The following is a 14,190-nucleotide window of genomic DNA, read 5'->3' on the forward strand; positions in this document are numbered from 1 at the left end:
ATATCAAAGGACTCCCGTGGCAGGACACAGCAAATGGGCCAACATCCAGCACCGCAAGGGTCGCCAGGATGAAAAGCGCGGCAAGATCTGGACTCGCATCATTCGTGAAATCATGGTGGCTGCGCGTCAGGGCGGTGCCGATCTGGCTGCCAACCCGCGCCTGCGCCTGGCGGTGGACAAGGCCAAGGCCGCCAATATGCCGGCCGACAATATCAAGCGCAATATCGACAAGGCCACCGGCAATCTGGATGGCGTGACCTACGAAGAAATTCGCTACGAAGGGTACGGTATTGGCGGTGCGGCGATCATCGTGGACACAATGACGGACAATCACGTTCGTACGGTGGCCGATGTGCGCCATGCTTTCAGCAAATACGGTGGCAATATGGGAACGGCAGGCTCTGTGGCTTTCCAGTTCAAACATGTGGGCCAAATCCTGTTTGCTCCAGGCACCAACGAAGACAAAGTCATGGAAGTGGCTCTGGAAGCGGGTGCGGAAGATGTGCTCAGCGATGACGACGGTGCCATTGAGGTGCTGACGTCCCCCGGCGACTTTGAGACTGTTCGCAATGCACTGCAAGCCGCAGGATTAAATCCTGATATGGCCGAAGTGACCATGCGCCCAGAAAATACAATCGCTCTTGAAGGCGACGATGCAGCTCGCATGCAGAAGCTGCTGGACATGATTGAAGACCTGGATGACGTTCAAGACGTCTACCACAACGCAGAACTATGAAAATTCTTGTGATTGGCGGCGGTGGCCGTGAGCACGCTTTGGCGTGGAAATTGGCTGAGTCGCCCAAGTCGACCAAGGTGTTTGTGGCCCCCGGCAACGGTGGCACGGCCTTGGCAGGTGGCAAGCTGGAGAACCTGAACATCACCGATGTGCAGGCCCTGCGTGAATGGGCGCAAGCCGAAAAGATCTCACTGACCGTGGTGGGGCCCGAAGCCCCTCTGGCGGCCGGTGTGGTGGACGAATTCCGTGCCCACGGCCTGCGTGTCTTTGGCCCGACCAAGACCGCTGCCCAGCTGGAAAGCTCCAAGGCTTTCTCCAAGGATTTCATGGCTCGCCATGCCATCCCCACGGCCCAGTACCAGACCTTTACCGACCCCGTGGCAGCCCACGCCTATGTGGATCGCCTGGGTGCACCCATCGTGATCAAGGCCGACGGCCTGGCTGCTGGCAAGGGCGTGGTGGTTGCCACCTCGCTGCAGGAAGCGCACGATGCCGTGGACTTCATGCTGGTGGACAACAAGTATGGTGTGACCCACAACGAAGGTGGTGCGCGCGTCGTGATCGAGGAATTCCTCGATGGCGAAGAGGCATCGTTCATCGTGCTTTGCGATGGCAAGAACGTGCTGGCGCTGGCGACCAGCCAGGACCACAAGCGCTTGAAGGATGGCGACCAGGGCCCCAACACCGGCGGCATGGGCGCATACTCGCCCGCACCGGTGGTGACGGCCGATGTGCACCACCGTGCCATGCGCGAAATCATTTTGCCCACCATCCGCGGCATGGAAAAAGACGGTGTGCCTTACACCGGCTTCCTGTATGCCGGCCTGATGATTGACAAGGCAGGTCACCCCAAGACGCTGGAATTCAACTGCCGCATGGGCGATCCTGAAACCCAGCCCATCATGATGCGCTTGAAGAGCGATCTGGTGGACGTAATGCTGGCCGCCACCGAAGGCAAGCTCGACCAGCTCGAGCTGCAATGGGACCGCCGTACGGCTTTGGGCGTGGTCATGGCCGCTGCCGGTTATCCCGAAGATCCGCGCAAGGGCGATGCCATCACCGGCCTGCCTGCGGCAGCTGATGACGCCATGGTCTTTCATGCCGGCACCCAGCTCAAGGACGGCGTGCCCGTGACCACCGGTGGTCGCGTGCTCTGCGTCACGGTGCTGGCCGACAGCGTCAAGCAAGCCCAGCAAAAAGTGTATGACGTGGCACGTGGCATCCATTTCGATGGTGCCCAGTACCGCCGCGACATCGGTTTTCGCGCCATCAAGGGCTGAGCCATGAGCGCCGTACCGCAATCCATGGATTTGCCGACTGTGGCCGAGGTGCGTGAGTACCTCACCGGTCTGCAAGCGCGCATCACGCAAGCTCTCGAAACCATCGAGGGCGAGGGCGGTGCACGCTTTCTGGTCGATGCCTGGAGCAAAGGCCCGCAGGAAAAGCTGCAGGGCGACGGCATCACCAAGATCATGGAGGGCGGGCGTGTGTTCGAGCGCGCCGGCTGTGGCTTCTCGCATGTGCGCGGGCCGCAGCTGCCGCCATCGGCCACCCAGCACCGGCCTGAATTGGCAGGTGCACCGTTTGAAGCCATGGGGGTGTCGCTGGTTTTTCACCCGCGCAATCCTCTGGTGCCTACCGTGCACATGAATGTGCGCATGATTTCGGCAGGACATGCCGGTCAGCCCAAGACCTGCTGGTTTGGCGGCGGCATGGATTTGACGCCCGTCTATGGCTTTGAGGAAGATGCCGTGCATTTTCACCAGAGCTGCCGCGATGCGCTGGCGCCCTTTGGCGAGCAGCTCTATCCGCGCTTCAAGACCTGGTGCGACGAGTATTTCTTTCTCAGGCACCGTAACGAGCAGCGCGGGATTGGCGGCATCTTCTTTGATGACTTCGCCGAACTGGGTCAGCAGCAGAGCTTTGCCATGCTGCAGTCCGTGGGCGATGCCTTTCTGAACGCCTATCTGCCCATTGTGGAGCGCCGCAAAAGCGCGCCCTACAGCGAGCAGCAGCTGGCGTTTCAGCGCTACCGCCGTGGCCGTTACGTGGAGTTCAACCTGGTCTGGGACCGGGGCACGCACTTCGGCCTGCAGTCCGGTGGCCGTACGGAATCCATTTTGCTGTCCATGCCGCCGCATGCCGACTGGAGCTACCAGCGTGAAGACGCCCCGGGCACGCCCGAGCGGGATCTGCTGGAAAACTATCTGATTCGCCGCGACTGGCTTTGATACCCTACCTGCGACCGACGGTGCAAAAAGCACCTTCAGCAGGGGATTGCCCACTAAAACTATAATTTCGATAGCTGGATGCGCCACATGGGCTGGCGCATTGCCATTTTTTCAAGGCGTGGTGGTGCGGGTTTGTGAAAGCCCGGGTTGCCGCATCTGAGCCGACCCTGAGACGGGTGTGGTGCAGCACACGCTATATTGATCTCACTTTTACAGATTCCATCGCCTGATGACCACCTCCACCAAATCGGATTCCGCAGCCAAGCGCGACGTGACCAAACTGCAACGCGCCATTGTTGACGGCCTCGAAGACGTCAAGGCACACGATATCCAGGTGTTCAACACCGAAGCGCTGTCGCCCCTGTTCGAGCGCGTCATCGTGGCTTCGGGTACCTCCAACCGCCAGACCAAGGCCCTGGCCTCCAGCGTGCGCGAGTCGGTCAAGAAGGCCGGTTTCCCCGTACCCCGCCAGGAAGGCGAAGAAAACGGCGAATGGATTATTGTGGACTGCGGCGCTGCCGTGTGCCACATCATGCAACCCGCCATCCGCCAGTACTACCGTCTGGAAGAAATCTGGGGCGAAATGCCTGTGCGCCTGAAGATCGGTGCCGCCAAGCCCAAGCCCGCTGAACTGGCTGCCAAGAAGCTGGCCGCCAAGCAGGCCGTGGACAAGGCTGCTGCCGAGAACACCGTGGTCGAGAAGAAGTCTGCCAAAAAGCCAGCGGCCAAGAAGCCCGCCGGCAAGACAACCGCTGCCAAGACGACCACCGCTGCCAAAAAGCCGGCCAGCAAGACAGCTGCCGCCAAGGCACCAGCAGCCAAGAAGCCCGCCGCCAAGTCTGCAGCTCCCAAGGCTGTGAAGACTGTGGTGGTCAACGGTGCCAAGCCCGGCGCCAAGTCGGCAAGCAAAGCTGCTGCCAAGCCCGCCGCTGCAAAGCCTGCGGCAAAGCGCGCGCCCCGCGCCAAGGCCTGATTGCGTCCTGAGTTTTTGCCATGAGACTGACCATCGTGGCCGTAGGCCTGCATGTGCCCGATTGGGCGCAGACGGCCTACGACGATTACGCCAAGCGTTTTCCGCCGGAACTCAAGGTTGAACTCAAGGCCGTCAAGACCGAGCCGCGTGGCTCCAAGACGGTAGAGACTTTGTATGCCGCCGAGCGCAAGCGCATTGAAGCGGCCATTCCCCGCGGTACCCGCATCGTGGTGCTGGACGAGCGCGGTACCAATCTCACCACCAAGGCTCTGGCCCAGCGACTCAAGGGCTGGCAGCTGGAAGGTGACGATGTGGCGCTGGTCATTGGCGGCCCGGACGGGCTGGACCCCGAATTCAAGGCCAAGGCGCATGAGCGCGTTCGTCTCTCGGATCTGACCTTGCCCCATGCCATGGTGCGTGTGCTGCTGATTGAGCAGCTCTACCGTGCCTGGTCGGTGAACGCCGGTCACCCTTACCACCGCGAGTAAATCAGCCGCTTGCTCAAGGCCGCAGCTCGCGGCTGTGCTCTGCGTGCAATTTCATGCACTGCGTGATACTATGATTTTGATAGCCGTTAGCGCTTTATTGATAAGCGCTAGCGGCCAATTTTTATCTTAATCATGGCCTCATACCTCTACCTTGCTTCCCAAAGTCCCCGTCGTCGTCAGCTGCTGGAGCAGTTGGGCGTGGCGCATGAATTGCTGCTGCCCAATGCGGCCGGCGATATTGCCGAAGATGCGGAAGGTATAGAAGCCGAGAAAGAGGGCGAGGCGCCGCGCGAATATGTGCAACGCGTGACCGCCGGCAAGCTGGATGCGGCCGTGGCCCGCCATGCCCGCCGTGGCTTGCCGCCAGCGCCGATTCTGTGCTCCGACACCACGGTGGCCTTGGGCATGCAGATTCTGGGCAAGCCTCAGGATGCGGAAGATGCCAGGCGCATCCTGCGCCTGCTGGCCGGCACGGAGCATGAGGTGCTGACTGCCGTGGCAGTTCAAAATGATGTGCAGCGTCTGCAGGCTTTGAGCATCTCCACCGTGCGCTTTGCCCCCATGAGCGAGGCGCAGATCGATGCCTATGTGGGCACGGGTGAACCCATGGGCAAGGCCGGCGCCTATGGCGTGCAGGGCAGGGCGGCGGCACATATTTCACAGATCAGCGGCAGCTATTCGGGCATCATGGGTTTGCCGGTGTTTGAGACGGCGGCGCTGTTGCGCCAGCTGGGCTGGCCGCTCTGATCTTCTAAGGCCAGAACTGCAGTCTTGTCGCCGCCATAGACCGGCGCAGCCTGCGCATGCCTTCTTGCCGAAAAACAAGCACAAGATCAGGCCAGACAACCAAGAAAGTACGACAGTCAATGCAGCAAGATATTTTGATCAACTGGTCGCCGCAGGAGACGCGAGTGGCGGTCATCGAAAACGGTGCGGTGCAGGAGCTGCACATGGAGCGCCCGCTGGAGCGCGGCCTGGTCGGCAATATCTACCTGGGCAAAGTCTCGCGCGTGCTGCCGGGCATGCAGTCGGCGTTTATCGATATCGGCCTGGAGCGGGCGGCTTTTTTGCATGTGGCCGATGTGTGGCATCGCCAGGAAGGCGGCGAAGCGCCCATGTTCGCCCGCAAGGATGCGCCCCTGGTACCGATTGAAAAGCAGGTGTTTGAAGGCCAGACCATCATGGTGCAGGTCATCAAGGATCCGATAGGCACCAAGGGTGCGCGCTTGTCCACGCAGATCAGCATTGCAGGCCGCCTGCTGGTGTTTTTGCCGCAGGACGACCATATCGGCATCTCGCAGAAAATTCCGCAAAACGAACGCGATGCGCTGCGCGCGCGCCTGCAGGGCCTGGTCGGCACCAAGGACACGGGCGGCGGCGGTGGCTTTATATTGCGCACCAATGGCGAAGATTCCTCGGACAGCGAGCTGGCAGACGATATCCGCTACCTGCGCAAGACCTGGACGCGCATCAAGGATGCCTCGCAGAAATTGCCAACCATGTCGGTGCTGCATCAGGATCTGAACCTGTTGCAGCGCGTGCTGCGCGATCTGGTGAGCGAAGCCACGCAAAGCATTCGCATTGATTCGCACGAGCAGTTTGCGCTGCTGCAGACCTTCGGCCAGGAGTACATGCCTGCCGCCGTACCCAAGCTGCAGCATTACAAGGGCGAGCGGCCGATTTTCGATCTGTACTCGATTGACGAGGAAATCGCGCGCGCGCTGGGGCGGCGTGTGGATTTGAAGTCGGGCGGCTATCTGATCGTGGACCAGACCGAGGCACTGACCACCATCGATGTGAATACCGGCGGCTATGTCGGGGCCCGCAATTTCGACGACACGATCTTCAAGACCAATCTGGAAGCGGCTCACGCCATTGCACGTCAACTGCGCTTGCGCAATCTGGGCGGCATCATCATTGTCGATTTCATCGACATGGTGCGTGAAGACCACCAAAGCGAGGTGCTGTCCGAGTTTCGCCGCCAGCTGGCCCGCGACCGGGTCAAGACCATGGCTGGCGGCTTCTCACAACTGGGCCTGGTGGAGATGACCCGCAAGCGCACGCGCGAGTCTCTGGCCCATATGCTGTGCGAGCCCTGCCCAGCATGCTCGGGCAAGGGCGTGGTCAAAACCGCCCGCAGCATCTGCTATGAGGTGTTGCGTGAAATCCTGCGCGAAGCCCGCCAGTTCAACCCCCGTGAATTCCGTGTGGTGGCATCGCCCAAGGTGGTGGAGATGTTTCTGGATGAGGAAAGCCAGCATCTGGCCAGCCTCTCGGACTTTATTGGCAAGCCCATCTCCCTGCAGTCCGAGACGGTGATGGCGCAAGAGCAATACGACATTGTGCTGCTGTGAGTGTTTTGGCGTCCGAGAGAACCTTTTTTATGAGGTCTGCGTAACCTCATAAAAAAGGTCTGGCCATGGCTCAATCGGACGGTAGTAGTCTCCTTCACTCTGTCCTCTGCGGGCGCTACTGCTTGGATACTGCGATCAGAGTGGGTGGGCCGGCCGGTAGAGTCGACTCTAGGCCGCCTCCCGACCTCACGCTGGCTGCTGCACAAAAGCGGGCCGCAGAGAAAGGTGTCGAAATTCAGTAAGGAAAAATCTTGCCGTAGAAAAGTGCAAGGCGAAATCACACAGGGGCTGGCTTGTGCTGCGATGTTGTCAGACTGCCAAATCCAGTATCTAGGGTCTGTTGAGATTTGTTTTCTAGCCCGCTGATGGCATCACAATTGCGCCGTGATGCGATATGTTTTGACAAACGCACAATGGGCTCGAATGAGCCCATTGTGTTTAGGGAAAGTTGGCGACAGAGGTCGTAGCGGCATGAATAACCGGCTATTCGTGGAAGCCGTGCTTTGGATAGTGCGTACGGGCTGTCCCTGGAGAGATTTGCCCATCGAGTTCGGCAAGTGGAACACCATATTCAAACGGTTCCGTGACTGGGTCAAAGCCGATGTATTTCAAAAGCTGTTTGATGCGGCCAGTGACCAGGCGGACATGGAATACGCCATGGTGGATGCAACGATTGTGCGAGTCCATCGACATGGGCAAGGTGCAAAAGGGGGTCTTCGAGCCAGGCCATAGGCCGTAGTCGAGGCGGCTTGACCACGAAAATCTTGGTACTGACCGATGCCCTTGGAAATTTGGTCCGATTCGTTTTATTACCGGGCCAGCGGCATGATCTGCAAGGAGTAAAGCAACTGCTCGAAGGCGTTGATTTGAAGGCACTTCTGGCAGACAAAGCGTTTGATGCAGACTGGTTGAAGCAACGCTTGCTGGCACAGGGTTGCGAAGTGGTCATTGCGCAAAAGTCCAATCGCCGAGAGCCCTTGCCCATTGATATGGAAGTCTACAAGTGGCGGCACTTGATCGAGAACTTCTTTTGCAAGCTCAAAGAGTTCAAGCGCATTGCAATGCGTAGCGACAAGACTGACAGCAGCTTCGCTGCTGTCATCACGTTGGCATCTGCAGTAATTAACTCTCGATAAATCTCAACAGACCCTAGTGTGAGCGACGTTGCAATGCCCTTTATTGAAGGTTTGATCAGCTTTGCATTGCTAGCAATGCTTGAACTTCGGCTTGAGCTTGCATTCCGAGTCGTTCGAGATCAAGGCCATTGGGAATATCGTTTTCGAGAATGATTCTGCCGCCGCAGACCAGCCATTTGATATGCGGCCTGCCGCCGCTGACGACTGGGCCAAGCGCAGAATCATGTAGACCAAAGTACCGAGGGTCGTCGAGCGCATAGACGGCCAGATCTGCTGCCATGCCAGAGGCCAGGTGGCCTACACCGTCAAAGCCCAGCATCTGTGCACCGCTTTGGCTGGCCCAGTGAATGATCTGCTCCACCGTGGTGGCGTCGCCACCTTCTTCTCCATGGCCTTCGGGTCTGGCGCGTGAGAGGGCACCTGCTTGTGCACGGTGCAGCATCCAGGCGAAATGCAGCTCGCTGATCATGTCTGCGGCTTCATTGGATGCGGCACCATCCACCCCAATGGTGACTGGCGATCCCATTTTTGCCAGCGCAGGAGCTGGAGCAATGCCATCCGCCAGGCGGGCATTGCTTTGTGGGCAGTGGGCAATGCCGGTGCGGGTTTCGCCCAGCATCTTGATTTCCGCAGGGCTTAGATGCACCAGGTGCGCCAGCCAGACATCGGAGCCCAGCCATTCGTTCTGGGCCAGATATTCAATGGGCAGGCAGCCGAATTTCTCGCGGCAATGCTCGATATAGGCCACGGACTCAGACATATGACTGTGCAGGCGCAAGCCCATGGAGCGTGCGGCTCTGGCAACTTCCTTGAGCTCTTGCGTGGGCAGCGAGACATGGACTGAGGTGGGGGCCATGGCCACTTTGCTCATGGCCATGGGGCCGGTCTGATGAAAATGTTTGGCTGTGGCTTGTACCGAGGCCAGCATCTGATCCAGTGTCTCCGTGGCTTGCTGCAGCTTTTCATGATCTTCGAGCTTGCGTGTCACGGTGGCACCACCTCGCAGCAGCATGAAGCGCATGCCAAGAGCCTGGGCTTCTTCGAACAAAATGGCTGCAGCATCAAAATCCTGCCCGGGCTGGAACAGGTAGTGGTGGTCGGCCACGGTGGTGCAGCCCGAACGCAATAGCTCCACCAGGCCGATGCGTATGGCAATGCGCAAGCGCTTTTCATCAAAGCTGCGCCGATAGCTGAATGGCACAGCCTGCAGCCAGGGGCTGAGCGTGAGGTTGATGCCTGATGGAACCCCTTTGAGCAGGGACTGGAACAGGTGATGATGGGTGTTGACCCAGCCGGGGTAGATGACGCAGCGACTGGCATCCAGAACCTGCTCATCGGGCTGCGCGCGCAAGCCACTGCCCATTTCGGTAATCACGCCATTTTCAATGCGTATATCGCTGACCGGGCTTCTGGCTTTTTCCCCCGACAGCCCGGTCATGATGGCTGCTGCGTTTCGAATCAGAATATTCTTCTTCATGGCGTTCTCAGTTCTTGGGCATCAGGCCTTCAATGCCCTGAACCAGATAGTTCATGTTGGCCAGGTCGTTGGCCGAGATATTCTGACCTGCGGGAACGCGTGTCGTGCCTTGCTGGTCCCGCACCGGGCCTGAAAAAACCTGACGCTGGCCTGAGGCAATTTCTTTGCCCATGGCTTCGATCTGAGTGTGTACTTCGGCAGGAATGGCTGCATTCAGCGGTGCCAGTTTGATGATGCCGTCGTTGAGGCCGCCCATGACGCTCTCTGGCTTCCATTGACCCGCAAGCACGTCATTGACGACCTTGATGTAGAAGTTGCCCCAGTTCTGGGTGATGGATGTCAGATTGGTGCTGGGACCGAACTTGGACATATCCGAGTAATAGCCCAAGGTGTAGACCTTTTTCTCTTCACCTGTCGTGACGATGGACACACCTGAAGTGGCATAGGCCATGGTATCGGCTCCCAGCTTGATGAGGGCATTAGCCGCATCGCGCTCCTTGCCGGGGTCGTACCAGGCATTCACCCAGATCAGACGCAGCTGAGCTTTCGGGTTCACGCTTTTCATGCCCAGGGCAAAAGCGTTCACGCCTTGCAGCACTTCGGGAATGGGAAAGGCTCCCACGTAGCCGACCACATTGTTCTTGGTCATATGTCCGGCAATCACACCTTCCAGATAGCGGCCTTCGTACCAACGGGCGTTGTAGGTGCCGACATTGGCCGCAGTCTTGTAACCTGTGCCGTTCATGAAGGTAATCTTGGGCGCTGTGCGGGCGACTTTGAGCGTAGGCTCCATAAAGCCGAAGGAGGGCGTGAAGATCAGCTTGCAGCCATCTTGTACAAAATTTCGTACAACGCGCTCTGCATCTGGGCCTTCTGCTATGTTTTCTACGAATTTGGTGCTGATTTTGTTACCCATGACTGCGACCAGCTCTTTGCGTGCCAATTCATGCTGATAGGTCCAGCCGCTTTCTCCAATCGGATTGGAGTAGAGAAAGCAGACCTTGAGCGGCTCTGCCGCCGCAGTGCCAGCAAGGCATGTCAGCAGGAGCGAAGCTGTGCTCCACTTGAGAAAGCGAGGGCGTTTCGTCGGGCGGTACAGGCGTTGCGCGTTGTAGCGGGTCATGGTCATGTCTCCGTAGTTGTAGTGGCAGGGAACTGGATGGGTGGGCGTCTTCAGCTTTCTGGTCTATAGCTCTGGCCGAGGGAGGCCGGCGAATTCAACTTGATCGTGGTCTTGTTGCGCGAGATCAGCACCAGCACCACGATGGTGGCGATATAGGGCAGGGCCGACAGCCATTGCGACGGGATCTCCAGCGCCAGGCCCGAGCCCTGCACAAACAACTGGGATACCAGCACGCCGCCAAACAGGTAGGCCCCCACCAGAATGCGCAAGGGGCGCCAGGTTGCGAACACCACCAGTGCCAGTGCAATCCAGCCTCGCCCGGCGACCATGCCATCGGCCCACAACGGGGTATAGAACACCGACAAAAATGCGCCGCCCAGGCCTGCCATGGCTCCGCCGTAGAGCACGGCCAGATAGCGAATGGCAATTACCGGGTAGCCAATGGCGTGGGCGGCCGTAGGTGATTCACCCAGCGCGCGCAACACCAGGCCGCCTCGACTGCGGTCCAGAAACCAGGCCGTCGCTGCGACCAGCAGCCAGGAGGCATAGACCAGCCAGTGATGGTGAAACAGCGCAGGGCCAATGATGGGAATATCGCCCAGCAGCGGAATATTGGGCACAGGAACTGCATTGAGCGGCGCCGACTCATAGGACTTGCCAAGAAAGGCCGACAAGCCCACGCCAAAGATGGCCAAAGCCAGACCGCTGGCGACCTGGTTGGCCTGCATGGTCAGGCACAGATAGCCGAAGATCAGCGCCAGCGCCGCGCCAGCAAGCATGCCGATGGCTGCGGCTGCCCACGGTCCTGCGCCAGCATAGGCTGCTGCAAATGCGGCAACGGCGCCCACAGACATCATGCCCTCGGCCCCGAGGTTGAGAACGCCAGAGCGCTCCACAATCAGCTCGCCCAGCGCCACGATGATCAGCGGTGTGCCTGCGACCAGAGTCGCTGCCACGATGGAGGAAATCAGCGATGCATCCATGATTAAGCTCTCCGAAGGCCGCTTTGCCAGCACAGGCGATAAGCGATGAACAAGTCAGATGCAAGCAGGAAAAACAGCAGCATTCCCTGGAAGACCTTGGAGATGGAAGAGGGCAGATTCAGTTGCTGCTGGGCTTGCTCCCCGCCCAGAAAGAACAAGGCCATGATGAGGCTGCTGGCCAGAATGCCCACAGGATGCAGACGCCCGACAAAGGCCACGATGATGGCGGCAAAGCCGTAGCCGGCGGAGATCTGTGCTGTGAGCTGCCCCATGGGGCCAGCGACTTCCGTCATGCCAGCCACCCCGGCCAGAGCGCCACCTGCCAGCAGTCCGACCCATATGGCCTGTTTGCCGGAAAAGCCCGCGTAGCGCGCTGCATCGGGTGCCTGCCCGCCGACCTGCATGCGAAAGCCTTGCATGCTCAGTTGCAGGAATACATAACCTGCGAGCAGAACAAACAGGGCCAGAATAAAGCCCGCATGCACGCGTGTGCCTTCGATGAGTACTGGCAGCAGAGCGCTGTCACCGAAGTTGCGGGTTTGCGGGAAGTTGTAGCCATCCGGGTCTTTCCAGGGCCCATAGATCAGCCAGGACGCCAGTAGCTGCGCCACATAGACCAACATCAGGGACACGAGAATTTCATTGGTGCCAAAGCGCGTGCGCAGCCAGGCAGGGATTGCTGCCCATAAGGCGCCGCCCACAGCCCCCGCCAGCACCATGACCGGCAAGGACCAGAAGGCGCTTGTATCGCCCGCCATCAATGCAATGCCTGTGGCAAACACTGCGCCGAGGATGAACTGGCCTTCGGCACCAATATTCCACACGCCTGCGCGAAAACCTATGGCCAGGCCCATGCTGATGAGCATCAAGGGCGTGGCCTTGAGCAGCAACTCGCTCAGGCCATAGATGTCGCTGATGGGTTGAATAAAGAAGACGTGAATGCCTTGCCAGGGTTTGTTCCCCAACACGGCAAACAGCATGGCACCGCTGAGCACGGTGAGCGCTACAGCCAGCAGTGGAGACAGCCAGCGCATACGGCGCGAGGCTTCGGGGCGTTTTTCAAACCTAGGCCACACGGTATACCTCGCTTCCCATTGCGCTGCTTGCGGGCTGCGATATAGAAGGAATTTCCGGGCTGTGATCCATGCCTTCGTGAGGCCAAATGCCGCTCATCCAGAGGCCTATGGTTTCCACATCGGTGTCTTCAATGGGGACTACCGGGGAGAGCCGGCCATCGGCAATGACGGCAATGCGGTCGCAAATTTCAAACAGCTCATCCAGCTCTTCGGAGACCACCAGCAGGCTGGCACCGCTGTTGCGCAGGTCGATCAGGGCCTGACGTATGAAAGCTGCAGCCCCGACGTCCACTCCCCAGGTCGGCTGAGCGGCTATCAGTACCTGAGGCTTTTGCATCAGCTCGCGCCCGACGATGAACTTCTGCAGATTGCCGCCAGACAGCGAGTTTGCCGGAGCTTGCGGCCCTGAGCATTTGACGCGAAAGCCTTCTATGCAGCACTGGGAAAACTGGTCTACGGCATTACGGAGAATCAGCCCGTGCTTGAGCAGACCCTGGCCGTAGGCGGTGAGCAGCGTGTTGTCTGCCAGGCTCATGGCCGGCACGGCACCGCGTCCCAGGCGCTCTTCCGGCACAAATCCCAGACCCTGCGCATGGCGGCTGGCGCTGTCCAGATGGGCCACGGCCTGGCCGTTGAGCCGAATCATCTGCGCCTGGCGCGCGGGCAGCGGGTCTTCTCCGGAAAGTGCAAACATCAGTTCCTGTTGACCGTTGCCAGAGACACCGGCAATGCCTAGGATTTCGCCGGGCTTGAGTTCAAAGCTGATGTCCTTGAGTGCTGTGCCAAAAGGGTGGCTGGCTGTTCGCGATAGTGCCTGGACCTGGAGTTTTGCTTCGCTGGTTTCGCTCGTGATGGGCTTGGGGCGCTGGCAGGGTACGAGCTCCTTGCCGATCATCATGCGTGCCATGGAGGCCGGTGTTTCCTGCGCAGGAATGCAATGGCCTGTGATTCGGCCGCTGCGCAAGATGGTGGCGCTGTGGCATAGCTCCTGCACTTCGTCGAGCTTGTGACTGATGTAGAGAATGCTGCAGCCTTCGTCGGCCAGTTGGCGCAAGGTTTCAAACAGCTTGCGCACGGCCTGTGGTGTGAGAACCGAGGTTGGCTCGTCCATGATGAGCAGGCGCGGGTTTTGCAGCAGGCAGCGAATGATTTCCACGCGCTGGCGCTCTCCGACCGAAAGGGTATGCACGAGTCGCTTGGAGTCGACCGGCAGACCGTAGCGCTGGCCTACGGCATGAATGCGCTGGCATAGGTCGTCCAAGTCCGGGCGACCCGGCAGAGCCAAGGCTACGTTCTGCACCACAGTCAGTGTTTCAAACAGCTGGAAGTGCTGGAACACCATGCCAATGCCCAGTGCACGGGCCTGGTTGGGGCTGCTCATCTGCACGCGCTGGCCTCGCCAGTAGATCTCGCCTTCGGTAGGGGCAGTCATGCCGTAGATGATCTTCATCAAGGTGGACTTGCCGGCTCCGTTCTCGCCAAGAATGGCTTGAATCTCCCCCGGTGCGACGACCAGATCGATACCGTCGTTGGCGACCACTGAGGCATATACTTTGCGAATACCGCGCAGCTCCAGCTGTGGCTGGTCGGAGGAAGGGATAAGGCTGGGCATA

General features: G+C 59.3%; 12 protein-coding genes and 1 pseudogene. 8 read left to right on the forward strand and 5 right to left on the reverse strand.

Annotated elements, in window-relative coordinates; genetic code table 11:
- Window positions 1-16: 16 nt before the first annotated feature.
- The 8 genes and pseudogenes from ACNAZA_RS03570 (at window position 17) to ACNAZA_RS03605 (ending at window position 7,918) form a co-directional block, all read left to right on the forward strand.
- A complete protein-coding gene (locus ACNAZA_RS03570) occupies window positions 17-736 on the forward strand; it encodes a YebC/PmpR family DNA-binding transcriptional regulator (protein ID WP_415795044.1) in 720 nt (239 codons plus the stop codon).
- Entirely contained in the window at window positions 733-2,016 is a 1,284-nt protein-coding gene (purD, locus tag ACNAZA_RS03575) for a phosphoribosylamine--glycine ligase (RefSeq protein WP_415795045.1), read from the forward strand. Before ACNAZA_RS03570 ends, purD begins: the two co-directional genes overlap by 4 nt.
- 3 nt (window positions 2,017-2,019) lie before the next feature.
- A complete protein-coding gene (gene hemF, locus ACNAZA_RS03580) occupies window positions 2,020-2,967 on the forward strand; it encodes an oxygen-dependent coproporphyrinogen oxidase (protein WP_415795046.1) in 948 nt (315 codons plus the stop codon).
- A gap of 229 nt (window positions 2,968-3,196) precedes the next feature.
- Window positions 3,197-3,940 carry a ribosome silencing factor gene (rsfS, locus tag ACNAZA_RS03585; protein WP_415795047.1) on the forward strand — a complete coding sequence of 248 codons (744 nt, stop codon included), beginning with the start codon at window positions 3,197-3,199 and terminating at the stop codon, window positions 3,938-3,940.
- A 20-nt stretch (window positions 3,941-3,960) separates the two neighbouring features.
- A complete protein-coding gene (rlmH, locus tag ACNAZA_RS03590) occupies window positions 3,961-4,428 on the forward strand; it encodes a 23S rRNA (pseudouridine(1915)-N(3))-methyltransferase RlmH (protein WP_415795049.1) in 468 nt (155 codons plus the stop codon).
- A 132-nt stretch (window positions 4,429-4,560) separates the two neighbouring features.
- On the forward strand, window positions 4,561-5,175 hold the full coding sequence (locus ACNAZA_RS03595; protein WP_415795050.1) for a Maf family protein: 615 nt from the start codon (window positions 4,561-4,563) through the stop codon (window positions 5,173-5,175).
- A 119-nt stretch (window positions 5,176-5,294) separates the two neighbouring features.
- Window positions 5,295-6,782 (forward strand): ribonuclease G, encoded by a 1,488-nt coding sequence (rng, locus tag ACNAZA_RS03600; RefSeq protein WP_415795051.1) that lies wholly within the window; start codon window positions 5,295-5,297, stop codon window positions 6,780-6,782.
- 423 nt (window positions 6,783-7,205) lie between these two features.
- Window positions 7,206-7,918 (forward strand): annotated as a pseudogene (locus ACNAZA_RS03605) (IS5 family transposase).
- Window positions 7,919-7,973: 55 nt separating this feature from the next.
- Here the strand turns inward: ACNAZA_RS03605 and ACNAZA_RS03610 are convergent.
- From ACNAZA_RS03610 to ACNAZA_RS03630, 5 genes are read right to left on the reverse strand one after another with little or no spacing between them, the layout of a single operon-like run.
- Window positions 7,974-9,395 carry an amidohydrolase family protein gene (locus ACNAZA_RS03610; RefSeq protein WP_415795053.1) on the reverse strand — a complete coding sequence of 474 codons (1,422 nt, stop codon included), beginning with the start codon at window positions 9,393-9,395 and terminating at the stop codon, window positions 7,974-7,976.
- Window positions 9,396-9,402: 7 nt separating this feature from the next.
- Entirely contained in the window at window positions 9,403-10,518 is a 1,116-nt protein-coding gene (locus ACNAZA_RS03615) for a BMP family ABC transporter substrate-binding protein (RefSeq protein ID WP_415795054.1), read from the reverse strand.
- A 50-nt stretch (window positions 10,519-10,568) separates the two neighbouring features.
- A complete protein-coding gene (locus tag ACNAZA_RS03620) occupies window positions 10,569-11,501 on the reverse strand; it encodes an ABC transporter permease (protein WP_415795055.1) in 933 nt (310 codons plus the stop codon).
- A 2-nt stretch (window positions 11,502-11,503) separates the two neighbouring features.
- Window positions 11,504-12,535 carry an ABC transporter permease gene (locus ACNAZA_RS03625; RefSeq protein WP_415795344.1) on the reverse strand — a complete coding sequence of 344 codons (1,032 nt, stop codon included), beginning with the start codon at window positions 12,533-12,535 and terminating at the stop codon, window positions 11,504-11,506.
- A 31-nt stretch (window positions 12,536-12,566) separates the two neighbouring features.
- On the reverse strand, window positions 12,567-14,189 hold the full coding sequence (locus ACNAZA_RS03630) for an ABC transporter ATP-binding protein (protein WP_415795056.1): 1,623 nt from the start codon (window positions 14,187-14,189) through the stop codon (window positions 12,567-12,569).
- Window position 14,190 lies beyond the last annotated feature (1 nt).

This window comes from Comamonas aquatilis (assembly GCF_965139575.1).
Classification (GTDB): domain Bacteria; phylum Pseudomonadota; class Gammaproteobacteria; order Burkholderiales; family Burkholderiaceae_C; genus Comamonas; species Comamonas aquatilis.